Raw genomic sequence first — 23,260 nt, 5'->3', positions numbered from 1 at the left:
CCCGGAAGGGCGAGGGGCCGCGAGGTGCGGGAGAGATCAGCCGCGCTGAATCCCCGTGGTGTCCTGCAGTACGCCACGACGGCCGTCCTGCGTCTGGGCCACCAGGCCGGGACCGCGCTGCTCGACCGCCAAGTACCAGGTGCCGGGCGCCAGTTCGGCGATCGGCGTCGGCGAGCCGTCCTCCGCGTACAGCGGACGCGGCACCGGCACGGCGAACCAGAACGGCGAGAAGTCACCGGTGGCCTGCGCCTGCCCGGGGGGCGGCGTCTGCTGCTGCGGCTGACCCGGCTGGGCGCCGAAGGGCTGACCCTGCTGCGGCTGACCGGGCTGAGCGCCGTACGGCTGCCCCTGCTGCGGCTGGCCCTGCGCACCGGGGTACCCGTACCCACCCTGCGGCTGGCCGCCGTAGGGCTGGGGGGCGGCGGGGCGCGGGGCGCCCATGAGGGGAGCCTTGAACGCGGGGACCGTCAGGGCGAGGATCGCCCCGGCAGCCAGGATCAGCGTGGCGATCAGGGAGAGGATCGTGCCGACACCGGCGTCGATGCCGCTGTCGCCCGACTGCCCCATGTTGTCGAACCCGCCGGCCGGGTCGAAGATCTGGCCGATGGCGTTCAAGGCGGAGGCCACGGTGAAGGCGACGCCGAAGTGGCCGAGGTCGATGCCGAGGACCTTCGGAGGCGTCGGCAGCCCACGTGAGACGACGATGCAGACAGCACCGATGATCCCGGCCAGGGTGACACCCAGCAGGAACGGCCCGCTGTTCCAGCCGTTCGGCATGTCGGCTGAGTCTGAGACACCTTCGAGGTCGACGATGTCCAGGAACGAGGCGATGAACAGCAACACCGCTGCCCCGATCACCACGCCGTCGCCTCGAGTGAGAGAGCGGATATTCACTTCAGGTCCTTCGTAAGTCGTCTCGTCGTTGGAGGCGTCGCTCGCCCCATGGTCGTGGCGCGGAGCGCGGGGGTGGCCCCCCATCGTACGGAGGACATTATCGTTCGCACGGGTGGGGTGTCTGCTCGGCATAAAGACGTACCGACCCGTTATCCCCGGCCAACCAACCCGTTATCCCCGAAGAAAGCTCACGATTCCGTCGGAGATCCCCTGCGCCGCCTTCTGGCGCCAGGCACCACTCGTGAGCAACGCCTCGTCCTTCGCGTCCCGCATGTTGCCGCACTCGATGAAGACCTTGGGGACGGTGGAGAGGTTGAGGCCGCCCAGATCCTTGCGTACGTCGAGTCCTGTGCCGTCACCGACGTAGTTGGACGGAGCGCTGCCCGTCGCGAGCAGGAACTTGCCCGCGACGCGTTCGCCCAAGTCGCGCGAAGGGGCGACGATCTTGGAGGTGTCCGCGGCACCGGCCTTCACCGATGCGGGAAGGATCACATGGAAGCCGCGGTTGCCCGCGGCCGATCCGTCGGCGTGCACGGAGACGACCGCGTCCGCGCGGGCGTTGTTGCCGATGCGGGCGCGCTCGTCGACGCAGGGGCCCCAGGGGCGGTCGCCGTCCTGGGTGAACTTGACCGTGGCGCCCTGCTTTTCGAGCAGCGTGCGCAGGCGGCGCGAGACGTCGAGGGTGAACTGGGCCTCGCTGTAACCGTTGTTCGTGGACGTGCCCGTGGTGTCGCACTCCTTGCGGTGCGTACCGACGTCGACGAGGCGGTTGATCTCGGCGGTGTGTTTGCCGTTGCCCGTGTTGTGGCCGGGATCGACGACGACGACCTTGCCCTTGAGGGGGCCGGAGGCGGCGGGGCGGCTGGACGACTTCGGGGGGTCCGTCGCGCTCGGCTTGTCGCTCCCCTTGCCGTCGGCCTCGTCACCCGTGCCCTTGTCGTCCTTCTCGGACGTCGACGTCGACGGGGACGGCTCGGCGGACGACGAACCCTGCGGGGACTGACTGGACGCGGGAAGTGTTCTGGGCGGCTCACTGCCGCCGGGGCCGCTCGTCGCCTCGTAGATGAGCCACCCGGCGAGACACGTCGGCACCAGCGCGGCGAGCGTCACCGTGAGGGGGCCGCCGCTGAAACGGCGGGGCGGGCGTGGGGGCTGGCTGTCCGGACCTACGTACGACACGACAGCCACCTTACGGGCCGTTCACGTGCTCCGCAGGGACCCAGGGCTCTCCGTCGGCTCTGTGTCAGAGGCGCTCTGCCCGCCTGCGTTCGCACCCCTGCCTTCAGCGGTCTTGCCCGCGATCTCCGGCCACAACGGCAGATTCAGCCAATCTGAGCACATAAGCAGCTAGTTCAACCTTTAAGGAAGGAAGCGTTAATTCAGCATTATTACGGCTGGTTTGAGCGGCCTCAGATGGGTGTCGGCGGCCCGACGATTGGGTGATTGCCGACCGCAGGCGTACTGCCAGGCCTCCGGCGTCCGGTGCCGCTTTCGAGCGGTACTGAACGCTGGACAGACAAGGAGTACAGGTGGAAGAAGAACGCCGGCGACTCGGTGGACGACAACCCGGCCAGCTGGCTGGTCGAGTACCTGTAACAGCCTGACTCACCACGACGCCCTGGGCCTGCCCATCACGCCGGGCCAGGGCGTCGCTCTGCCCGGCGCGGACGGTCAGATCCCCGTTCCCGTTCGCCGCAGGACGCGCAGGGAGTCGGTTGCCGAGACCTCGGTGAACGCGCCGGACTCCAGGGCCCTGAGGTAGACGCGGTACGGGGCCTGGCCCGTCATGATGTCCGCCGGGTCCGGGAACACGTCGTGGATCAGGAGCAGGCCGCCCTCCGCGATGTGCGGGGCCCAGCCCTCGTAGTCGCCCGTGGCGTGCTCGTCCGTGTGGCCGCCGTCGATGAAGACCAAGCCCAGCGGCCCGCCCCAGGCCTTCGCCACCTGCGGCGAGCGGCCGACGATCGCGATCACGTGGTCCTCCAGGCCCGCGTGGTGCAGCGTCCGGCGGAAGGTGGGGAGGGTGTCCATCCGGCCGACCTCCGGGTCGACCGTCGCCGGATCGTGATACTCCCAGCCCGGCTGCTGCTCCTCGCTGCCGCGGTGGTGGTCCACGGTGACGGCGGTGACGCCCGCCTCGCGTGCGGCGTCCGCGAGCAGGATCGTGGAGCGGCCGCAGTACGTACCGACCTCCAGGAGCGGAAGGCCGAGCGCCGCGGCTTCCGTCGCCGCGGCATACAGGGCGAGGCCCTCACCGACGGGCATGAACCCCTTGGCCGCTTCGAAGGCTGCCAGAATCTCCGGCTTGGGCTGGGGGGCCATGGGTCCTCCTGGGCTTCGGGAAAGCGGTGGGTGTCCGCAAGGCGGGGGTGACCGCAAAGCGGTGGGTGTCCGCCAAAGTGATCGGTCTGGGCCGTGGGCCGACCTATGCTGCCGCATGGCCGGGCTGGTCATGGAGGCGGGGTCGTACGCCGGCTGCGGACGGGCCCGAGAAGCTCCGTGTCGGCAAGTTCTCAGTACCCGAAACGCCGGCCGGGCTGACAGTTCAGCCCGGCCGGCGCTTGCGGCCGTCTTGTGCCAGTGGGGCCCGCCCTACGCCGGCACCTCACTGCCGCCCGGCAGCGAAAGGTCCATCTCCACGGCCCGGTCGTTGCCCCGGTACGCCGCCGCCGAAGCCAGCGGCGCATGCCCCGCGGCCGTCGCCGCCAGGACGTACGAGCCGTCGCCCGGGACGGAGAGCGAGTAGTGGCCGCCCTCGTCCGTGAGGGCGGCGCCCGCCTGCCGTCCCCGGCGGTCGATCAGCGTCACCTTCGCCCGCGCGACCGGCGCCCCCGCCGCGCTCAGCACCCGGCCGTGGAAACCGGCCAGTGCCTCCGTCGCGGCGCGCAGGTTCGCGTCCTCCTCGCTGCTGGCCCGGAGCTGGGTCTTGACCGAGCGGCGGGCGGAGGGCAGGAAGAGGGCGAAGACCAGGCCGAGGGCGACCGCACCCGTGGCGATGAGGAAGGACGTGCGGAAGCCCGTCATGGTGGGGATGGCGACACCGCCCACGTGGTCCGCCGTGTTGGCGAGCACCATGCCGATGACGGCGCTCGACACCGACGTGCCGATCGAGCGCATCAGGGTGTTCAGGCCGTTCGCCGCGCCCGTCTCCGACGGGTCCACCGCGCCGATGATCAGCGCCGGGAGCGAGGAGTAGGCGAGGCCGATGCCCGCGCCGACGACCACCGCGATGATGATCGTCTGCCAGGCGGCGCTCATCAGGCCGAGGCCCGCCCCGTAACCGATCGCGATGATCAGCATGCCGAGGATGAGGGTCACCTTCGGGCCGTACTTCGCGGACAGGCGGGCGTAGACCGGGGCCGTGAACATCATCGTGAGGCCGAGCGGCGCCACGCACAGGCCCGCCACGACCATGGACTGGCCGAGGCCGTAGCCGGTGGCGGTCGGCAGCTGGAGGAGCTGCGGGAGGACCAGCGAGATCGCGTAGAACGCCACGCCGACCATGATCGAGGCCAGGTTGGTGAACAGGACCGCCGGGCGGGCCGTGGTGCGCAGGTCGACCAGCGGCGCCTTGAGGCGCAGCTCCATCACGCCCCAGAGGACGAGGACGGCCGCCGCCGCGCCGAACAGGCCCAGCGTCATGCCCGAGGTCCAGCCCCAGTCACTGCCCTTGGTGATGGGCAGGAGGAAGAGGACGAGGCCCGCGGAGAGGCCCACCGCGCCGAGCACGTCGAACGTGCCCTGCGCCTTCACCGTGCTCTCCGGCACGAAGAGGACGGTCAGGAGCATCGATACGACGCCGAGGCCCGCCGCGCCGAAGAACAGGGCGTGCCAGTCGGCGTGCTGCGCGGTCAGTGCCGCCAGCGGCAGCGCGAGGCCGCCGCCGACGCCGATGGAGGAGCTCATCAGGGCCATCGCGGAGCCGAGCTTCTCGCGGGGCAGCTCGTCGCGCATCAGGCCGATGCCGAGCGGGATGGCGCCCATCGCGAAGCCCTGGAGGGCGCGGCCGACGATCATCACGACGAGGTCGTCGGTGAAGCCGCAGACCAGTGAGCCCACGACCATCACGGCCAGGCTGAGCAGGAGCATGCGGCGCTTGCCGTAGAGGTCGCCGAGACGGCCCATGATCGGGGTCGAGACGGCGCCGGCGAGCAGGGTCGCGGTCATGACCCAGGTGGCGTTCGACGGCGTGGTGCTCAGCAGCGTCGGCAGGTCCTTGATGACCGGCACCAGGAGCGTCTGCATCACCGCGACGACGATGCCGGCGAAGGCGAGTACGGGGACGACTCCGCGAGTGCCGCGTTGGTGGGTCGTCGACTGCGTCATTACGTGGGGCCTCCGGGGCGGTGCAAAGGCTGGCAAGGGTACGTGCAGTACGAACCTGTTTCCCCGGGCGACTATTCCGACGGGTGTCGTACGAGGGGAATTCTTGACCTGTTGTTAACCGGGGGCTCAGGAGTGGCGCGCGGTCGCCGGTGCGGCGTACCTGCATCTGACCCGCCGTCAGGCTTCCATCGAAGTGGAACGTGTTCTAGTCTGTCGCCGTCCCGGAAGCTGCTACCGGCGAGGACGCGCATGGGCATCGGAATCACGCAGGAACAGCGGGAGTTGGCGCGGGCGGTGCGCGGCTGGACCGCCCGCGCCGTACCGCCCGAGGAAGTGCGCAAACTGCTCGACTCGCCGCCCACAACCGGCGGCAGGCCCGCCTACTGGGACGGGCTCGCGGAACAGGGGCTGCTCGCGGTGCACCTGCCGCAGGAGTACGGCGGCGGGGGCGGCGACCTGGTGGACCTCGCGGTCGTCCTGGAGGAGGCCGGGCGCGCGGCGCTCCCGGGGCCGTACCTGGTGAGCTCCCTCGCCTCGGTCGTGCTGCACCGGGCCGGAGCCGTCGACCTGGCGGCCGACCTGGCGTCCGGGGCGCGGATCGGCGCCGTCGCGCTCGGTGCGGGCACGCTGACCGCGGTGTCCGTGGCGGACGGGTACCTCCTGGACGGCACCGCACCGCCCGTGCTCTGCGGAGCAGACGCCGACCTGCTGATCCTGGCCGCCGAGTCGGCGCGCGGGACGGAGTGGCTCGCAGTCGACGCGGCGGAGCTGACCGTGCGCACGCAGGAGAGCGCCGATCCCACGCGACCCACCGCCGAGGTGACGGCGCACGGCATCGAGGTGCCGGCCGGGCGGGTGCTCGGCGTCGACGCGGCACTCGTACGGGATCTCGCGTCTGCCCTGTACGCGGCGGACGCGTGCGGGGTGGCGGCCTGGGCGCTGGAGACCGCCACCGAGTACGCGAAGGTGCGCGAGCAGTTCGGGCGGCCGATCGGGCAGTTCCAGGCGGTCAAGCACCTCTGCGCGGACATGCTGGTGCGCCTGGAGCAGGCGCGGGCGCTCGCCTGGGACGCGGCGCGGGCTGCCGACGAGCCCCCGGAGGTGAGAGGGCTCGTAGCCGCGCTCGCCGCAGGGGCCGCGCTCGACGCCGCGTACTCCTGCGCCAAGGACTCCGTCCAGATCCTCGGCGGCATCGGCTTCACCTGGGAGCACGACGCGCATCTGTATCTGCGCAGGTCAGTGGTTGCCCGGCAGCTGCTCGGCACCGGCGACGCACACCGGCTGCGGGCGGTACGGCTCGCTCAGGGCGGGGCGCGCCGGGAGCTGCGGACGGAGTTGCCCCAGGAGGCGCGGGCGTACCGGGACCAGGCGCGCGAGGCCGTCGCGGCGGCCCGTGGTCTCGATCCGGCCGCCGCACGCAAGGCCCTGGCGCCCACCGGCTACGCCGCGCCGCACCTGCCCGAGCCGTACGGTCTGGGCGCGGGCCCCGTCCAGCAGCTCGCCGTCCAGCAGGAGCTGGCGGCGGCCGGGGTGCGCGTGAGCGATCTCGGGATCGCCACCTGGGTGGTGCCCTCGCTCATCGCGTTCGGGACGAGGGAGCAGCAGGAGCGGTTTCTGGCGCCGACACTCAGGGGCGAGGTGCTGTGGTGCCAGCTGTTCAGTGAGCCCGGCGCGGGCTCGGACCTGGCCTCGCTGCGGACGCGGGCGAAGCGGGTCGACGGCGGCTGGCTGATCAACGGCCAGAAGGTGTGGACGAGCGCGGCGCAGTGGGCGGACCTCGGGATCCTGCTGGCCCGCACGGACCCGGACGCCCCCAAGCACAAGGGCCTCACGTACTTCCTCGTCGACATGAAGCGGGCAGCGGGCATCGACATCCGTCCGCTGAAGGAGATCACCGGGGACTCCCTCTTCAACGAGGTCTACTTCGACGACGTCCTGCTGCCCGCCGACGCGGTCGTCGGCGAGGTGAACGACGGGTGGCGGGTCGCGCGCCACACGCTCGGCAACGAACGCGTCCACATGGCCGACCAGCTGACGTTCGACACCGGCCTGGAGGCGCTCATCGAGCGCGCCGGTGAGCTCGACGGGGCCTGCCGCGCGCGGATCGGCGCGCTCGCCGCCGAGGCGCACGCGCTCGCCTGCATCGGCCTGCGTACGACGATGCGGCAGGTGGCCGGGGCGGAACCAGGGGCCGGGGCCTCCGTCCGCAAGCTCGTGCAGACCTCCCATCAGCAGAAGGTCGCGGAACTGGCCCTCGAACTGCTCGGCCCGGCGGGCGCCGTGCGCGAGGGAAAGGGGGAGCGGGCGCTGCACGGCTTCCTCATGTCGCGCTGCCTGACCATCGCGGGCGGGACCACGCAGGTGCAGCTGAACGTCGTGGCGGAGCGGCTCCTCGGCCTGCCGAAAGACCCCGAGCCGCGCCCCATCATCTGAAGGAGACGAGTGGTGAAGGCGTACATAGCCGGCGTCGGCATGACGGAGTTCGAGAAGCCCGAGACGCGGGACTGGCAGTACTGGGACATGGCGAGGGAAGCGGGCACGAAGGCGCTCGACGACGCCGGGATCTCCTACGAGCAGGTGGAGCAGGTCCCGGTCGGATACTGCTTCCAGGCCTCGACGGCGGGCCAGCGGGCCGCGTACGAACTGGGTCTGACCGGCGTCCCCGTCTACAACGTGAACAACAACTGCGCGACGGCGTCGACCGCGCTGATGATGGCGCGGCAGTTCGTCGAGGGCGGCATCAACGACTGCGTGCTCGCGCTGGGCTTCGAGAAGATGGCGCGCGGCGCGCTGGGGGGCGGGAGCGACGGCGGCGACTTCAAGACCTCGCCGGTCGCCCGGCACTACGGCGTGATGGCGGCGAAGCACGGCTTCGAGATGACCCCGCCCACCGCCCAGATCTTCGGCAACGCGGCACGCGAGCACATGGAGAGGTACGGCACGACCGAGGCGCAGCTCGCCGCGGTGGGCGCGAAGAACCACCGGCACTCGGTGAACAATCCGTACGCCCAGTTCCAGGACGAGTACACCGTCGCCGAGATCCTCGCCGCCAAGACCATCCACCGTCCGCTCACCAAGCTGCAGTGCTCGCCGACGTCGGACGGGTCGGCCGCGGCCGTGGTGGTGTCGGAGAGGTTCGTGGAGCGGCACGGCCTTCAGGAGCGTGCCGTGGAGATCGCCGCGCAGGCGATGACCACGGACACGGGGGAGTCCTTCGGCTCGGGCTCGTGCATCGACGTCGTGGGGCAGCCGATGTCGCGGGCGGCGGCCCGGCAGGTGTACGACAGGTCGGGACTCGGCATCGAGGACGTCGACGTGGTCGAGCTGCACGACTGCTTCTCCGTCAACGAGCTCCTCACCTACGAGGCCCTTGGCATGTGCGCGCCGGGGGAGTCGGGGAAGCTCGTCGAGAGCGGGGCGACGACGTACGGCGGACGGTGGGTGGTGAACCCGTCGGGCGGCCTGATCTCCAAGGGGCATCCGCTCGGCGCGACGGGCATCGCCCAAGTGGCCGAGCTCACCTGGCAGTTGAGGGGCGAGGCGGACGCGCGGCAGGTGGCGGGGGCACGGGTGGGGCTCGCGCACAACATCGGGCTCGGCGGGGCCGCGGTGGTGACGCTGCTGCGGAAGGGGTGAGGAAGGAGGGGTGAGGGAGCTGGTGCGAGAGGGGTCGGGAGGAGTGAGGAAGGTGGGGCGGGAGGCGGTCCGTGGGTCCTAGGACTCACGGCCGAGGACCTCTGCGTCGAAACCCCGATGCACGGGGCATGCACTCTTGAGAGCATGTCCGTCATGGTCCAAACGCCCCCTGACACTTACATGACCTCGACCTCGCGGAAGTCCGCCCCCGTGTGGGCGGTGGTGCTCGCCGCCTGTGCGGGACAGTTCCTCGTCGTCCTCGACGTGTCCGTGGTGAACACCGCCCTGCCGTCGATGCGGGCCGACCTCGGCATGAGCGCGGTGGGCCTGCAGTGGGTCGTCAACGCGTACTCGATCGCCTTCGCGGGCTTCATGCTGCTGGGCGGGCGGGCCGGTGACCTCTTCGGCCGCAAGCGGATGTTCCTGGTCGGGCTCGGGCTCTTCACGGTGGCCTCGCTCGCGGGCGGCCTCGCGCAGGCCGAGTGGCAACTGCTCGTGGCGCGGGCCGTGCAGGGGCTCGGCGCGGCGGTGCTCGCCCCTTCGACCCTGACGATCCTGACCTCGGCGGTGCCCGAGGGGCCCGCACGCATACGGGCCATCGGCACCTGGTCGGCGGTGGGCGCGGGCGGCGGCGCGGCGGGCGGCCTGGTCGGCGGAGTCCTCACCGACCTGCTCTCCTGGCGCTGGGTGCTCCTGATCAACGTGCCGATCGGCGCGCTCGTCCTCGCGGCGGGCGTGCTGTGGCTGACCGAGAGCCGCGCGGGCGGCAGCCGCAGGCTCGACCTGCCGGGCGCGGTCCTGGTGACCGGCGGGCTCGCCACCCTCGCGTACGGCATCGTCCAGACCGAGGAACGGGGCTGGACGGCGGCCCAGACCCTGGTGCCCCTGGCGGTGGGCCTGGCGCTGCTCGCGGCGTTCCTCGTGGTGGAGGCGCGGGCGGCGGTGCCGCTGATGCCGCTGAAGCTGTTCCGGGTGCGGTCGGTTTCGGCGGCGAACGCGGCGATGTTCGTGTGCGGCGCCGGAATGTTCGCCATGTGGATGTTCATGACGCTGTACGCGCAGAACGTGCTCGGCTACTCGGCGCTGAAGGCGGGTCTCGCCCTGATCCCCTCGTCGCTGACGATCGTCTTCGGCTCGAAGCTGGCACCTCGCCTGATGCCGGTCCTCGGGGCGAAGAACGTGTCGCTGCTCGGCATCATCGTGGCGGCGGCCGGGTTCGGCTGGCAGTCGACGATGACGGCCGACGGCGCGTACGTCACCTCCATCATGCTGCCCGGCATCGTGATGATGTTCGGGGCCGGCCTGGCCGCGACGCCGCTGGCCTCGCTGGGCACGTCCGGGGCGGCGCCGGGCGACGCGGGCCTCGTCTCGGGGCTCATCAACACCTCGCGCACGATGGGCGGCGCGCTGGGGCTCGCGGTGCTCTCCACCGTCGCGGCCTCGCGGATGGGGGGCTCCACGAGCCCCGAGGCGCTGACCGAGGGGTACGCGGCGGCGTTCCGGACCAGTGGGTTCATTCTGCTGGCGGGGGTCGTGGTGCTGCTGGTGTGGATGCCGAGGGAGCGGGTCTAGACCTCCTGAGGCCGGGGCCAGGGCTTCAAAGGCCAGGGGCCAGGTCAGAGCCAACCCCGCTGCCTGGCCTCCCGCACCGCCTCCATCCGGTTCCGCGTCCCCGTCTTTCCGATCGCCGCCGAGAGGTAGTTCCGCACGGTCGACTCCGACAGGTGCAGCTTTCCGGCGATGTCGGCGACCGTGGCACCGTCCACCGCAGCCTTCAGGACGTCCGCCTCCCGGCCGGTCAGCGGGCTCGGCCCCGCGCTCAGGGCGGCCGCCGCGAGCGCGGGGTCGATCACCGTCTCGCCCCGCAGCACCTGCCGGATCGCCTCCGCGAGGTCCTCCACCGGGCCGTCCTTGACCAGGAAGCCCACCGCGCCCGCCTCCATGGCCCGGCGCAGATAACCGGGCCTGCCGAAGGTCGTGAGGATGAGGACGCGGCACTCGGGGCACTCCTCCCGCAGGTCCGCCGCAGCGTCGAGCCCGCTGCGGCCCGGCAGCTCGATGTCGAGGAGTGCCACGTCGGGGCGGGTGTTCAGCGCCGCGTCCACGATCTCGTCGCCCGCGCCGACCTGCGCGACGACCTCGATGTCCGTTTCCATGCCGAGCAGCAGCGCGAGTGCGCCCCGCATCATGCCCTGGTCCTCGGCGAGCAGGACTCTGATCATGGCGTGCGCTCCTCCAGGACAGGACCGGAATCGGGACCGGGGCCGGAACCGGGGTCGGGACCCGGCTCGGTGACCGGCAGCTCCGCCGTGACCCGGAACCCGCCGCGTGGTGCGGGGCCCGACTCCAGGGAGCCGCCCGCCGCCGCGAGGCGTTCGGCCAGGCCCTTCAGCCCGCTGCCGGGCGTGCCCGAGCCTACGCCGCGGCCGTCGTCGGTGATCAGCAGCCGGGTCCGTTCGGCGGTGCCCGCCACCTCGATCTCGCAGCGGGTCGCCCTTGAATGGCGTACGGCATTCGTGGCGGACTCCCGGACGACCCAGCCGAGCAGCGCCGCCGTCCGTGGGGCGAGCGGCGGCCCCGACTGGCGGACGACCGCCTCGATGCCCGCCGCGTCCAGCAGATCGCGGGCCCGGTCGAGCTCCGTGGCCAGGCTTCCCTCGCGGTAGCCGGTGACCGCCTCGCGGATCTCGGTCAGGGCCTGGCGGCCGACGGACTCGATGTCGCGGACCTGGCCGAGCGCCGCGTCCAGGTCGCGGGGGGCCAGACGGCGCGTCGCCTCCGCCTTCACGACGATCACCGAGAGCGTATGGCCGAGGAGGTCGTGCAGGTCCCGCGAGAAGCGCAGCCGTTCCTTCTCGACCGCGCCGCGAGCCAACTCCTCACGTGTGGAGCGCAGTTCCTTCACCGTCTCGGAGAGGGCGAGGATCGCCGCCGTCACCATGACGGAGAGGAACGTGCCGTACGCGATGCCGACCGCGTCCCAGCCCTCCCGCAGCCCGCCGACCACAGCCGCGAAGACGCTCAGGGCGAATGCCGCGGGAATGAGCCGGCTGCCCCGGAGCACCGAGCCCGTGGCCAGGCCGAGCAGGGGGAAGAACATCAGCCAGCTGCCGCCGTAGCCGATGGCGAGGGCGAAGGTGACCGCGGTGAGCGCGAGCAGCAGCCGCTTGGTGACGCGCGCCTCCCGGGCCCGTTTGTCGAAGGCGCGGAAGACCACGCTGATGTAGAGGGAGTTGAAGACCAGCAGGCCCAGGCCGCCGAGCCAGGGGTTGCCCGTCTTGCCCTGGAGGATGTTGGAGAAGGAGCCCATCCCCATCAGAAGCCAGGGCAGCATCGCGAAGCCGTTGGGCGGACCCAGGTCCTCGGGCCTGCTCCGCCCGGACTTCTCCTTCGCCCGCATCTCGGCGAGCTGTTCCCTGCCGCTCTGTGTCAAGGCCGCGAGACGTGTGTGCCGCCGCCAGAAGCCCCTCACCGACATCGTGTCTCCTGTCGCGCCGTGGCGCTCGGCCGGCCTTGCCATGTGGGCCGCGCAGCCCTGCGGTACGAGTTCACAGCGTACGAAGCGAACGCGGGCGGCGAGGGGATCGTCCGTGCCGAGCGGGAGGGGATCGTCATGGCCAAGACGGTACGAACCCCGGGCGGGGCGGCGGCAGATGTGGTTGTACGGACTGGGCCGGTACAAATGTCCCACGCGTGATCCATGCCGTATCTGACGTGACGTCAGGAGCCTTCCCAACTACCGGAGGCTCGGCTATACATGGGATCGCCGGACTGGAACGCGTTCTAGAACGGGCTCCTTCCGGCCCTGTTGCGACCTCGGTGCGACCGACGGTGCGGACGGCCGCACCGAGGTCTTCAGACCGGCCAAGGAGCTGCCACCCCATGCCCATCGATGCCGCGAAAGCACTGGCCGCGGAGCCCAGGTCGACCGAGATCGCCTGGGATCACAAGGACATCCAGCTCTACCACCTGGGCCTCGGCGCGGGCGTCCCCGCCACCGACCCCGACGAGCTGCGCTACACCCTGGAGTCCAGGCTGCACGTCCTGCCCAGCTTCGCGACCGTCGCGGGCGCCGGCATGGGCGTCGTGGGTGGGCTCTCGGCCCCCGGCATCGAGGTGAACCTGGCCGCGGTCCTGCACGGCGGCCAGAGCGTCACGCTGCACCGTCCGATCCCTGTCGAGGGCAAGGCAGTCACCACCTCCAAGGTGGCCGCCGTGTACGACAAGACGAAGGCGGCGATCCTCGTCCTGCGCACCGAAGTATCCGACGCCGAGGGGCCGTTGTGGACGAGCGACGCCCAGATCTTCGTACGTGGTGAAGGCGGGTTCGGCGGCGAACGCGGCCCCTCCACCCGCCTCCCGGCCCCCGAGGGTGAGCCCGACAGGACCGTCGAGCGTCCCGTCCGTGAGGAGCAGGCGCTGCTCTACCGCCTCTCCGGGGACTGGAATCCGCTGCACGCCGACCCCGAGTTCGCCAAGCTGGCGGGCTTCGACCGGCCGATCCTGCACGGCCTGTGCACGTACGGGATGACGCTGAAGGCCGTCGTCGACACGGTGCTCGGCGGCGACGTGTCGCGGGTGCGGAGCTACAGCACGCGCTTCACCGGGGTCGTCTTCCCCAAGGAGACCCTGCGGATCCGGATGTGGCGCCCGCAGGGCGGCCGTGTCCAGGTCTTGGTGACGGCCGTCGAGCGGGACGACGCGCCGGTCCTCGCCGACACGATCGTCGAGCACACCTGAAGCTCCGGACACGCCTGAATCTTCGTACGAGAGGAGCCGCACCATGCGCGCAGCCGTACTGCACGAGATAGGCCAGGACAAACTCGAGGTCCTCGACGACGTCGAGACGGTGGGCTTCGGCCCCGGCAAGGTGAAGATCCGCGTGCGGGCCACCGGCCTGTGCCACTCCGACGTCTCCGCGATGAACGGCGTGCTGCCGCAACCGGCGCCGTTCATCCCCGGCCACGAGGGAGCGGGCGAGATCGTCGACGTCGGCGACGGCGTGAGCGGGATCAGTCAGGGAGACAGGGTTCTGGTGTGCTGGCTGCCCGCCTGCGGCCAGTGTCCGGCGTGCAAGCGCGGCCAGAGCCAGCTGTGCCTGGCCGGTTTCATGAACGCGGGCACGCCCAACTTCAAGCGCCCCGGCGGTGACGTCTTCGGCTTCGCGGGTACGGGCACCTTCACCGAGGAGGTCGTGGTCGACGCGGGCTGCGCCGTGCCGATCCCGGACGACGTGCCCTTCGACATCGCGGCGCTGATCGGCTGCGGCGTGACGACGGGTCTTGGCGCGGCCATCAACACCGCCAAGGTGGAGGCCGGTTCGTCGGTCGCCGTCATCGGCTGCGGCGGCGTCGGCGTCAGCGCGATCCAGGGCGCGCGGCTCAAGGGAGCCGCGCAGATCATCGCCGTCGACCCGGTGGCATCGCGGCGCGAGGCCGCGCTGCGGTTCGGCGCCACGGAGGCGGTCGCCCCGGACGAACTGGCCGACGCCAAGCAGCGGATCACCGCGGGCGAGGGCTTCGACTACGTCTTCGAGGTCGTCGGAAAGTCCGCCACCGCCCGCACCGCGTACGAGACGACGCGGCGTGGCGGCACGCTGTGCGTCGTCGGGGCGGGCGCCATGGACGACAACCTCCAGCTGAACATGTTCGAGCTGTTCTTCGACGAGAAGAAGATCCTTCCGTCCATGTACGGCGGCGGCGACGTCCTGCAGTCCTACGAGCGGGCCATCGCGCTGTGGCGCGCGGGCCGCATCGACCTGGAGAGCCTGATCACCCACCGGGTGCCGCTCTCCGAGATCAACGAAGCGCTTGACCAGATGCGTACGGGCGTCGCGCTGCGTACGTGCATCGAGATCTGAGAGGACGTCGATCCCTGATGGCACAGCCATTGCCACGGCCTCACCCACGGCCACTCGATGGGTTGGCCGCGATCGTGACCGGAGCGGGGCGGGGGCTCGGGCGTGCGGAGGCCCTCGAACTCGGCAGGCTCGGCGCGAGCGTCGTCGTCAACGACTTCGGGCAGCCGGGCCGTGACGGCTCGGGCGAGGCGTCCGCGACGCCCGCCGAGGAGGTGGCCGCCGAGATCCGGGCGGCGGGCGGACGGGCGGTCGCTCACCTGGGCGACGTCGCGGACTACGAACAGGCGCGCGGGCTTGTCCAGTTGGCGGTCGACTCGTACGGCAAGCTCGACATCCTGGTGAACAACGCGGGCATCCTGCGGGACCGGATGATCTTCTCGATGAGCGAGGGCGAGTGGGATGCGGTCATCCACGTCCACCTCAAGGGACACTTCAACACGACGCACTTCGCGTCCGCGCACTGGCGTGAGCGGTCCAAGGCGGCGGGCGGGCCGGTCTACGGCCGGATCGTCAACACCTCGTCGGAGGCGTTCCTCGCGGGGTCGGCGGGCCAGCCGAACTACGCGGCGGCGAAGGGCGGCATCGTCGGCCTGACGACGTCGAGCGCGCTGGCGCTCGGCAAGTACGGGGTGACGGCCAACGTCATCTGCCCCCGGGCGCGGACGCGGATGACGGAAGACGTCTTCGCCGGGTTCCAGGAGCCGGACGCGGGCCAACTGGACGCGCTCGCCCCCGAGCATGTGGCGCCGCTGGTCGGCTACTTGGCGTCGCCCGCGGCGGCCGGGGTCAACGGCCAGCTGCTCGTCGTGCACGGCGGGATGGTGGCCGTGGTCGAGCGCCCCAAGGTGGCGGCGAAGTTCGACACGGCGAAGGACGTCTTCACGTACGAGGAGCTGGACGAGGCCCTGTCCCCTTACTACGCGGGGCGGCCGGAGGGTGAGACGTTCGCGGCGGCGGAGGTGCTGGGCCTGAAGCGGGGCTGAATACGCCGGACGGGCTGAATTTCTCAGCCGTCCGGCGCTTGAGGACGGCCCCCGCGCAGCGGGTTTTCGGGAAGGGGCGGGGTAGGGGAAAGAGTCAGTTCTTGTCGTCCTGCCGGCGGTGCCGACCCCGCGGTGCCCCGCCCCCGTCATGCTCGGCCACAGGCCCCCGATGCCTACCGGCACCGGAGCTGCCCGCCGCCTCCCGCGGCTCGGGATTCCGCTCGGATTCCGTACTGATCTCGGTCGTCATCAACACACTCACCCCGTAAACCGGTAAAGAAGATCGTTCGTACAGCCGGGTGAGTCTAACCAACGCCCGCGCGCCCCGTGAGAGGCGCCTGCTGCAACGGAACGGGCCGCGGGGCGACCGGCGCGGGCGCTGCCGCCGGAGCGGGCGGTTCCACCTCCGCGACCCCGCACGGGACCGCCTCCGTCACGTACGGAAGGCGTAGCGCCCCCTCCCGCGTCCACCACCCCGCACCGGCCAACCACCCCTCGGGAGCCGCCAGTTGATGGAGGCGTCGCTCGGCGGGCCGCCACATGCCGAGCCAGCTTCCCGCCGCCCCGTCGATCCGCAGAGCCACCGCGCAGCTCTCCGGCATCAGCGTCTGACCGGGCTGCATGGCGAACGGCGTCACCGCGAGGTCGGGCAGGCGCAGGCACTCGGGGAAGCGCACCGGGCGCGTGCCGCCAAGGACACCCCAGCCGAGCCTGTCGTGGCCCGGCGCGTCCGAGCGGATCAGGAGCAGCCCGCTGTCGGGGTCGGCGAGCAGCAGCCGGTCATCGCTCTCTTCGGTGATCTGGAGGAGGGGCGACACCTCGCCGCCCCGCATCAGGTCCACCGCCACCGCCTTGACCCGCCCGCCCAACTCCCGGTCCAGGGCCAGCATCCGGCCGTCCCCGTCCAGCCAGGCCCCGCCCGAACAGCGCCCGGGGATCTCCGCGACGTGCTCGGGACCGAAGGCGCCGCCCGCCACCAGCCACACGGCGGTCGACCCCACGCCCACCGCGAGCGCGTACGCGTGGCTGCCCACCGGGGAAGGCGGCAGCAGCGTCAGCCGGGCCTCGCCGCACTCCACCGCGCCGAGCGGCACCTCCCCGGTCTCCGGCCCCGTCGGGTACAGGAGCGCGAACGCGTGCCGTCCGTCGACGACGCGGTGGATCAGGACCCTCCCGTCGGCCATCGGGAGCACCTCCGTGCCGGGCTCCTCGGGCTGGTTGCCGGGCAGCGGCACCGCGTACGGCTCGGGGGAGTCGAGGGTCCAGCGCTCGGGGAACCAGGAGCCGCCGTCGAGGGCGAGACGGGCGGCGTACGTACCGTCGACGGTGGTCACGGGGGGTGCCGCGGGCGCCGGGGGAGACGTCGCAGACGTCGGCGCGGTCATGGGCTCGGGCTCAAGCGTGGGCGCTGTCATGGGAAACCTCCGGGCCACGAAGCTAGTTTTCGTACGCACTGCCGTGGCACCTGTGACCGCCCGCTTCACACAGAAGGATGGCGATGTATCGATTCGCCTGAGGGGGCGGGGGTGGTTGTGCTGAGTGGGGAGAGCACGCTTAAAGTAAGGCGAACCTAAGTGGCTGTGGGCCCGCGGAAGCGGCAGCCCCGGCACACCCCCTGGAGCCTGGAGCACCGATGGCACCGCTTGCACCACTTTCACCGTCCTCACGATCCGTGCGGCCCCGCCGCCACCGGGCCACCGCCGCGGTCGCCATCGCCATGGCAGGCGCCCTCTCCCTCGCGGCCTGTGGGTCGGGCGAGGGCGAAGGCTCCGGCAAGTCCGACAACGGCAGCGGCAGCAAGGCCGTCGCCCAGGGCGGCGAGGACTTCACCAAGGCCGCCGAGCAGACCGCGAAGATGGGCACCACGGCGAAGCCGGGCGAGTTCCCGCGCACCGTCACGCACGCCCGCGGCAAGACCGAGCTCAAGGCCCAGCCCAAGCGGGTCGTGGTCCTGGACGTCGGCGAGCTCGACAACGTGGTCTCACTGGGCGTCAAGCCCGTCGGCTACGCCCCCACCGAGGGCGACGACGGCGTCCCCGGCTACCTGAAGAAGGAAGCGGGCGACCCCAAGGACGTGGGCACGATCAACGCCCTCAACCTGGAGGCGATCGCGGGCCTGAAGCCCGACCTGATCCTCGGCAGCGAACTGCGCGCCGCCAAGCTCTACCCGCAGCTCTCCAAGATCGCCCCGACGGTCTTCTCCATCCGCCCCGGCTTCACGTGGAAGGAGAACTACCTCCTGAACGCGGCAGCGCTCGACAAGACCGCCAAGGCGAAGACGGAGCTCGCCGCGTACGAGAAGAAGGCGAGGTCCCTGGGCCGGGACCTCGGCGACGACAAGCCGACGATCACGATGCTCCGCTACATGCCGGACCGCGTCCGCCTCTACGCGAAGGCGTCCTTCATCGGCACGATCCTCGCCGACACCGGCCTGCCCCGCCCCGAGAACCAGCGGATCAACGACCTCGCCACCGAGATCAGCACCGAGAAGATCGACGAGGCCGACGCCGACTGGATCTTCACCGGTGTCTACGGCGACGCGAAGAAGACGGGCCGCTCCGAGGCCGAGAAGAACCCCCTGTGGAAGAAGCTCGACGCGGTCAAGGACGGCCGGGCCAAGAACGTCCCGGACGAGACCTGGTACCTGGGCCTCGGCGTGACGGCGGCGAATTCGGTCCTTGACGACCTCAGGTCCAACCTGGCTCCGTAAGGGACGCGGGGGAGGCGGGGACGCGGGGGAGGCGAGGGGCGAGGGGCGCTCAGTAGCAGCCCGTAGCGGTGCGTAACGTACGACATGCCGAGCGCAGCGGGAAGGTAGCCTTTCCCCGTGCCCCGTCTGTCTGAAGTCATCGCCGCCCTCGACGTCCTGTGGCCCGCCGAACTGGCCGAGAGCTGGGACGCGGTCGGCACGGTCTGCGGCGACCCCGAGGCGGAGGTCTCCCGGGTCCTCTTCGCCGTCGACCCCGTTCAGGAAATCGTCGACGAAGCGGTGAAGCTGGGCGCCCAGCTCCTGGTCACGCACCATCCGCTCTACCTGCGCGGCACGACGACGGTCTCGGCCGGCACCTTCAAGGGCCGCGTCGTCCACGACCTCATCAAGAACGACGTGGCGCTGCACGTCGCGCACACGAACGCGGACCGCGCCGACCCCGGCGTCTCGGACGCCCTCGCCGGTGCCCTCGACCTCCGTATCGTCGGTCCCCTCGTGCCGGACCCCGGCGACGCGCACGGCCGCCGCGGTCTCGGCCGGATCTGCGAACTCGCACACCCATCGACGCTCGGCGAACTCGCCGCCCGCGCGGCCGAGCGTCTGCCCGCCACCGCGCAGGGCATCCGCGTCGCGGGCGACCCCGAGCAGCTGATCCGCACCCTCGCGGTCAGCGGCGGCTCCGGCGACAGCCTCTTCGACGACGTACGCGCCTGCGGCGTGGACGCCTTCCTCACCGCGGACCTGCGCCACCACCCGGTGTCGGAGGCCCGCGCGCAGACCCCGCTCGCGCTGCTCGACGCCGCGCACTGGGCCACCGAGTGGCCGTGGTGCGAACTGGCCGCGGCGCAGCTCGATCAGATCTCCGACCGTCACGGATGGGGACTTCGCGTCCACGTCTCCAAGACGGTCACCGACCCCTGGACCGCCCACGCGGCCTCGAATACCGACACAACAGGAGCCCCCAACTGAACGCCGCGCCCGCCGACCAGATCCGACTCCTCGACGTCCAGGCACTCGACGTACGCCTCCAGCAGCTGGCGCACCGGAAGAGGTCCCTGCCCGAGCACGCCGAGATCGAATCGCTGAACAAGGACCTCACGCAGCTGCGCGATCTGCACGTCGCCTCGACGACCGAGGAGAGCGACTGCGCACGCGAGCAGATCAAGGCGGAGCAGGACGTCGACCAGGTGCGCCAGCGGGCCAACCGCGACCAGCAGCGCCTGGACTCGGGCGCCGTGACGTCCCCCAAGGACCTGGAGAACCTCCAGCACGAGATCGTGTCGCTCGCCAAGCGCCAGGGCGACCTGGAGGACGTCGTCCTCGAGGTCATGGAGCGCCGCGAGTCCGCCCAGGAGCGGGTCTCCGAGCTGGCGGAACGTGTCTCCTCGGTCCAGTCGAAGATCGACGACGCGACGGCCCGCCGTGACGCGGCCTTCGAGGAGATCGACAGTGAGGCCGCCACGGTCACCAAGGAGCGCGAGGTCGTCGCGGCTTCGGTCCCGGCCGACCTGCTCAAGCTCTACACCAAGCTGCGCGACCAGCAGGGCGGCGTCGGCGCGGCCAAGCTCTACCAGCGCCGCTGCGAGGGCTGCCGTCTGGAGCTGAACATCACCGAGGTGAACGAGGTGAAGGCGGCGTCCCCGGACACGGTCCTGCGGTGCGAGAACTGCCGCCGCATCCTGGTCCGCACGTCCGAGTCGGGTCTGTAAGGGACCGTGGCCGTGCGGGAGTTCATCGTCGAGGCCGACGGCGGGTCGCGGGGCAACCCGGGGCCCGCGGGGTACGGCTCGGTCGTCATCGACGCGGCGACCGGGGAGACCCTGCGCGAGGCCGCGGAGTACATCGGCGTCGCGACGAACAACGTCGCCGAGTACAAAGGGCTCGTGGCCGGCCTGAAGGCGGCACACGAACTCGACCCGGCCGCCTCGGTCCACGTCCGCATGGACTCCAAGCTCGTCGTCGAGCAGATGACGGGCCGCTGGAAGATCAAGCACCCGGGCATGAAGCCGCTCGCCGCCGAGGCCGCGGGGATCTTCCCGGCGGACCGGGTGACGTACGAGTGGATCCCGCGCGCGGAGAACAAGCACGCGGACCGTCTCGCCAACGAGGCGATGGACGCGGGCAAGCGGGGTGAGCGGTGGTCCGCGTCGGACTCGACGGCGGAGCTGGACGCGCGGGCCGCGCGGTCGGCGGCGCAGGCTCCCGCAGGGCCTCCGGGTGACGCGACCGCCGGTGCGGCGAAGGCGCGGGCCGCGCTGGCGGGGTCGGACACGCTTGCCGCGGACAACGTGGCCGCGCAGGCCCCGCCCGTCGGCTGGGCGGCACCGGCCGACCTGAGCCGCCCCGCGACCTTCGTACTGCTGCGGCACGGCGAGACCGCGCTGACGCCCCAGAAGCGGTTCTCCGGAAGCGGCGGGTCCGACCCGTCCCTCTCCGACGTGGGCCGGGAGCAGGCCGAACGCGCGGCGGCGGCGTTCTCCGCGCGCGGCACGATCCAGGCGATCGTCTCCTCGCCGCTGAAGCGCTGCCAGGAGACCGCGCAGGCCGTCGCGGCCCGCCTCGGACTCGACGTACGCATCGAGGACGAGCTGCGTGAGACGGACTTCGGGGCCTGGGAGGGCCTCACCTTCGGCGAGGTACGGGAGCGCCGGCCCGAGGAACTGAACGCCTGGCTGGCGTCGCCGGACGCGGCGCCCCCCGGCGGCGAGTCCTTCGCCGCGGTGGCCCACAGGGTGTCGGCGGCGCGGGACCGCCTGGCCGCCGAGTACGCGGGCCGCACCGTCCTCCTGGTCACGCACGTCACGCCGATCAAGACGCTGGTGCGCCTGGCACTGGGCGCTCCGCCGGAGTCCTTGTTCCGCATGGAGCTCTCGGCGGCGTCAGTCTCGGCGGTGGCGTACTACGGGGACGGCAACGCATCGGTACGCCTCCTGAACGACACGTCGCACCTGCGGTAGGACGCGGCTGAGTGCCCTGAAGGGGCGCGGGGAACGGCGCGCTCGGCCACGATGCACGGGCAGGGGTTCGGCGCGGGGGCAGGGCTTTGCGGGGCCGGTGTACTGCGCGGGGGCCGAGTGCCCTGAAGGGGCGCGGGGAACGGCGCGCTCAGCCACGAAGCACGGGCAGGGTGCAGCGCGGGGGCTGAGGGCCCCGAAGGGGCGCGGGGAACTGCGCGCTCAGCCACCAAGCACCCGCAGGGGCGTACTCGCCTAAGGCCCAGGGGCCAGATCACCGCAGGGAAGCCGCCTCGCGGGCCAGAGCCTCGATGCGGGGCCAGTCCTTCGCCGTGATCGCGTCAGCGGGAAGCATCCAACTGCCGCCCACGCAGCCGACGTTCTTCAGGGCGAGGTACGACGGGGCGGAGGCGAGACCGATGCCGCCCGTCGGGCAGAAGCGGGCCTGCGGCAGCGGTCCGCCGAGCGACTTGAGGTAGGCGGTGCCACCGGCCGCCTCCGCCGGGAAGAACTTCATCTCGTGCACCCCACGCTCCAGGAGCGCCACCACCTCGGACGTCGTCGAGACACCCGGCAGGAACGGCACCCCGGACGCCTTCATCGCGGCGAGCAGCGTGTCGGTCCACCCCGGGCTGACCAGGAAGCGGGCCCCGGCGTCGACGGACTCCGCGACGCCCTGGGGCGAGATGACGGTGCCCGCGCCGACCACCGCGTCCGGCACCTCGGCGGCGATGGCCCGGATCGCGTCGAGCGCGGCGGGCGTCCGCAGCGTCACCTCGATCGCGGGCAGCCCGCCCGCGACCAGCGCCCGCGCCAGCGGCACGGCGTCGGCGACGTCCTCCACGACGACTACGGGGACGACGGGGGCGAGATCGAGCACGGAGGCGGAGGCCGCGGCGGAGGGGGAAGTCATGGGAGCATCCTGCCTCGGCCCACGCAGCATGCGCAAAGGACGTTGCGCATGCTGCAACCAGGCAGGTTCAGAGGGCTGGGGGCAGTGCAGGGCGCGGGGTCAGTGGAGGGCCGCGCGGTCAGTGGATCTCGCGTACCACCACGTCCAGCGCCCACGCCTTGCCCGCCTTCGCGGGAGCCTGCGCCTCCACCACGTGACCGAGGTCCCGCAGCACCTCGACCAACTCGGCCGGGTTCTTCGGCCGGGCACCGGTCTCCAGGAGGGACCGCACGATCCGCCCCTTGGTCGCCTTGTTGAAGTGCGAGACGACGGACCGCTTCTCGACGCCGGTCGCCGGATCGAGCTGCGCGTGCAGCACCCGCACCGTCGCCGTCCGGTCGGCGACCTCGCCCTTCGGCTTCCACGCGGCCGCGTACGCCGACGAACGCAGGTCCAGTACGAGCCCGTCGCCCGCCGCCTCGGGCATCGCCGAGGCCATCGGCGTACGCCAGTAGGCGCCCAGCGCTCCGAGGCCCGGCAGCTTCACGCCCATCGAGCAGCGGTAGGAGGGGATGCGGTCGGTGACGCCGACGGCGCCCCACAGCCCGGAGAAGACAAGGAGCGAGCGGGCCGCGCGGCGCTTGGCGGCGGCGTCCAGGGAGGCGAGGTCGAGGGCGTCGTACAGAACGCCGGTATAGATCTCCCCGGCGGGACGCGCGCCGGCCGTGCGGAGCTCGGCGTTCTTCGCGATCTCGCCACGCAGCCCCTCGCTCAGCCCGAGTACGTCGCGGGCCTTCTCCTCGTCCGCCGCACAGAGGTCCACCAGCTCATCCAGCACGGCCCGCCGCGCGTCCGCGAGCGCCGGCAGGGAGAGCGACTCCGGCTTCAGGGGGGCGCCACGGCCGGAGGACGCCTTGCCTTCGGAGGGCGGCAGCAGGACGAGCATGGGTCTCCTTCGGAGGGAACGAAAGGGGGATGCGGCCCCCGGCCAGGGTAAACGTCCGA

At 71.7% G+C, this 23,260-nt stretch carries 19 protein-coding genes; 10 read left to right on the top strand and 9 right to left on the bottom strand.

Going from position 1 to position 23,260, the window contains the following annotated elements:
• Positions 1–36 precede the first annotated feature (36 nt).
• The 4 genes from AB0I94_RS01865 to AB0I94_RS01850 form a co-directional block, all read right to left on the bottom strand.
• Positions 37–894 (bottom strand): hypothetical protein, encoded by an 858-nt coding sequence (locus tag AB0I94_RS01865; RefSeq protein ID WP_363307390.1) that lies wholly within the window; start codon positions 892–894, stop codon positions 37–39.
• Positions 895–1,065: 171 nt separating this feature from the next.
• On the bottom strand, positions 1,066–2,073 hold the full coding sequence (locus AB0I94_RS01860; RefSeq protein WP_363307389.1) for an N-acetylmuramoyl-L-alanine amidase: 1,008 nt from the start codon (positions 2,071–2,073) through the stop codon (positions 1,066–1,068).
• A gap of 492 nt (positions 2,074–2,565) precedes the next feature.
• Entirely contained in the window at positions 2,566–3,216 is a 651-nt protein-coding gene (locus AB0I94_RS01855) for a class I SAM-dependent methyltransferase (RefSeq protein WP_363307388.1), read from the bottom strand.
• A gap of 270 nt (positions 3,217–3,486) precedes the next feature.
• Positions 3,487–5,220, bottom strand: coding sequence for an MFS transporter (locus AB0I94_RS01850; protein WP_363307387.1), 1,734 nt, complete (start codon positions 5,218–5,220; stop codon positions 3,487–3,489).
• A gap of 249 nt (positions 5,221–5,469) precedes the next feature.
• Here AB0I94_RS01850 and AB0I94_RS01845 point away from each other — a divergent pair, with 249 nt between their 5' ends.
• The 3 genes from AB0I94_RS01845 to AB0I94_RS01835 all read left to right on the top strand — a co-directional run bounded on the left by AB0I94_RS01845 (position 5,470) and on the right by AB0I94_RS01835 (position 10,428).
• Positions 5,470–7,653 (top strand): acyl-CoA dehydrogenase, encoded by a 2,184-nt coding sequence (locus AB0I94_RS01845; RefSeq protein WP_363307386.1) that lies wholly within the window; start codon positions 5,470–5,472, stop codon positions 7,651–7,653.
• A gap of 12 nt (positions 7,654–7,665) precedes the next feature.
• Entirely contained in the window at positions 7,666–8,856 is a 1,191-nt protein-coding gene (locus tag AB0I94_RS01840) for a lipid-transfer protein (RefSeq protein ID WP_363307385.1), read from the top strand.
• A 153-nt stretch (positions 8,857–9,009) separates the two neighbouring features.
• A complete protein-coding gene (locus AB0I94_RS01835) occupies positions 9,010–10,428 on the top strand; it encodes an MFS transporter (RefSeq protein ID WP_363307383.1) in 1,419 nt (472 codons plus the stop codon).
• A 44-nt stretch (positions 10,429–10,472) separates the two neighbouring features.
• Here the strand turns inward: AB0I94_RS01835 and AB0I94_RS01830 are convergent, their stop codons facing one another.
• Both AB0I94_RS01830 and AB0I94_RS01825 read right to left on the bottom strand, forming a co-directional pair.
• Positions 10,473–11,078, bottom strand: coding sequence for a response regulator transcription factor (locus tag AB0I94_RS01830; protein ID WP_363307382.1), 606 nt, complete (start codon positions 11,076–11,078; stop codon positions 10,473–10,475).
• Positions 11,075–12,256, bottom strand: a complete 1,182-nt coding sequence (locus AB0I94_RS01825) for a sensor histidine kinase (RefSeq protein WP_363307736.1) — start codon at positions 12,254–12,256, stop codon at positions 11,075–11,077. The genes AB0I94_RS01830 and AB0I94_RS01825 overlap by 4 nt, the downstream gene beginning before the upstream one ends.
• A 482-nt stretch (positions 12,257–12,738) precedes the next feature.
• Between AB0I94_RS01825 and AB0I94_RS01820 the strand changes: the two genes are divergently transcribed.
• Genes AB0I94_RS01820 through AB0I94_RS01810 form a run of 3 tightly spaced genes read left to right on the top strand, consistent with a single transcriptional unit; the run spans position 12,739 to position 15,699 of the window.
• Positions 12,739–13,596, top strand: coding sequence for a MaoC/PaaZ C-terminal domain-containing protein (locus AB0I94_RS01820; RefSeq protein ID WP_363307381.1), 858 nt, complete (start codon positions 12,739–12,741; stop codon positions 13,594–13,596).
• A gap of 43 nt (positions 13,597–13,639) precedes the next feature.
• On the top strand, positions 13,640–14,716 hold the full coding sequence (locus AB0I94_RS01815; protein WP_363307380.1) for a Zn-dependent alcohol dehydrogenase: 1,077 nt from the start codon (positions 13,640–13,642) through the stop codon (positions 14,714–14,716).
• Between the two features lie 17 nt (positions 14,717–14,733).
• A complete protein-coding gene (locus tag AB0I94_RS01810) occupies positions 14,734–15,699 on the top strand; it encodes a 3-oxoacyl-ACP reductase (protein ID WP_363307379.1) in 966 nt (321 codons plus the stop codon).
• A 305-nt stretch (positions 15,700–16,004) separates the two neighbouring features.
• On the opposite strand, the gene AB0I94_RS01805 is transcribed toward AB0I94_RS01810, so the two are convergent.
• Entirely contained in the window at positions 16,005–17,084 is a 1,080-nt protein-coding gene (locus AB0I94_RS01805; RefSeq protein ID WP_363307735.1) for a hypothetical protein, read from the bottom strand.
• 332 nt (positions 17,085–17,416) lie between these two features.
• On the opposite strand from AB0I94_RS01805, the gene AB0I94_RS01800 reads away from it, so the two are divergent.
• From AB0I94_RS01800 to AB0I94_RS01785, 4 genes are all read left to right on the top strand, one after another.
• Positions 17,417–18,409: an iron-siderophore ABC transporter substrate-binding protein gene (locus AB0I94_RS01800; RefSeq protein WP_363307734.1), complete on the top strand. Its 993-nt coding sequence runs from the start codon at positions 17,417–17,419 to the stop codon at positions 18,407–18,409.
• Positions 18,410–18,526: 117 nt separating this feature from the next.
• Positions 18,527–19,378: a Nif3-like dinuclear metal center hexameric protein gene (locus AB0I94_RS01795; RefSeq protein WP_363307377.1), complete on the top strand. Its 852-nt coding sequence runs from the start codon at positions 18,527–18,529 to the stop codon at positions 19,376–19,378.
• Entirely contained in the window at positions 19,375–20,118 is a 744-nt protein-coding gene (locus tag AB0I94_RS01790) for a C4-type zinc ribbon domain-containing protein (protein WP_363307733.1), read from the top strand. Before AB0I94_RS01795 ends, AB0I94_RS01790 begins: the two co-directional genes overlap by 4 nt.
• 12 nt (positions 20,119–20,130) lie before the next feature.
• Positions 20,131–21,366, top strand: coding sequence for a bifunctional RNase H/acid phosphatase (locus AB0I94_RS01785; protein WP_363307375.1), 1,236 nt, complete (start codon positions 20,131–20,133; stop codon positions 21,364–21,366).
• Between the two features lie 271 nt (positions 21,367–21,637).
• Here AB0I94_RS01785 and eda read toward each other — a convergent pair whose 3' ends face one another.
• On the bottom strand, positions 21,638–22,276 hold the full coding sequence (gene eda / locus AB0I94_RS01780; protein WP_363307374.1) for a bifunctional 4-hydroxy-2-oxoglutarate aldolase/2-dehydro-3-deoxy-phosphogluconate aldolase: 639 nt from the start codon (positions 22,274–22,276) through the stop codon (positions 21,638–21,640).
• Positions 22,277–22,394: 118 nt separating this feature from the next.
• Positions 22,395–23,201 carry a peroxide stress protein YaaA gene (yaaA, locus tag AB0I94_RS01775; RefSeq protein ID WP_363307372.1) on the bottom strand — a complete coding sequence of 269 codons (807 nt, stop codon included), beginning with the start codon at positions 23,199–23,201 and terminating at the stop codon, positions 22,395–22,397.
• Positions 23,202–23,260 lie beyond the last annotated feature (59 nt).

Source organism: Streptomyces sp. NPDC050147 (assembly GCF_040660195.1).
In the GTDB taxonomy this organism is placed as follows: Bacteria; Actinomycetota; Actinomycetes; order Streptomycetales; family Streptomycetaceae; genus Streptomyces.
The sequence above is the reverse complement of the archived record's forward strand: the minus strand, read 5'-3'. Positions and strand labels throughout refer to the sequence as shown.

Bases quoted from the DNA above. Each gene is read 5' to 3' on its own strand.
- AB0I94_RS01855 (WP_363307388.1), bottom strand. From the start codon at position 3,216: ATGGCCCCCCAGCCCAAGCCGGAGATTCTGGCAGCCTTCGAAGCGGCC.
- AB0I94_RS01850 (WP_363307387.1), bottom strand. From the start codon at position 5,220: ATGACGCAGTCGACGACCCACCAACGCGGCACTCGCGGAGTCGTCCCC.
- AB0I94_RS01835 (WP_363307383.1), top strand. From the start codon at position 9,010: ATGGTCCAAACGCCCCCTGACACTTACATGACCTCGACCTCGCGGAAG.
- eda (WP_363307374.1), bottom strand. From the start codon at position 22,276: ATGACTTCCCCCTCCGCCGCGGCCTCCGCCTCCGTGCTCGATCTCGCC.
- AB0I94_RS01815 (WP_363307380.1), top strand. From the start codon at position 13,640: ATGCGCGCAGCCGTACTGCACGAGATAGGCCAGGACAAACTCGAGGTC.
- AB0I94_RS01830 (WP_363307382.1), bottom strand. From the start codon at position 11,078: ATGATCAGAGTCCTGCTCGCCGAGGACCAGGGCATGATGCGGGGCGCA.
- yaaA (WP_363307372.1), bottom strand. From the start codon at position 23,201: ATGCTCGTCCTGCTGCCGCCCTCCGAAGGCAAGGCGTCCTCCGGCCGT.
- AB0I94_RS01845 (WP_363307386.1), top strand. From the start codon at position 5,470: ATGGGCATCGGAATCACGCAGGAACAGCGGGAGTTGGCGCGGGCGGTG.
- AB0I94_RS01825 (WP_363307736.1), bottom strand. From the start codon at position 12,256: ATGCGGGCGAAGGAGAAGTCCGGGCGGAGCAGGCCCGAGGACCTGGGT.
- AB0I94_RS01820 (WP_363307381.1), top strand. From the start codon at position 12,739: ATGCCCATCGATGCCGCGAAAGCACTGGCCGCGGAGCCCAGGTCGACC.
- AB0I94_RS01810 (WP_363307379.1), top strand. From the start codon at position 14,734: ATGGCACAGCCATTGCCACGGCCTCACCCACGGCCACTCGATGGGTTG.
- AB0I94_RS01805 (WP_363307735.1), bottom strand. From the start codon at position 17,084: ATGACCGCGCCGACGTCTGCGACGTCTCCCCCGGCGCCCGCGGCACCC.
- AB0I94_RS01800 (WP_363307734.1), top strand. From the start codon at position 17,417: ATGGCAGGCGCCCTCTCCCTCGCGGCCTGTGGGTCGGGCGAGGGCGAA.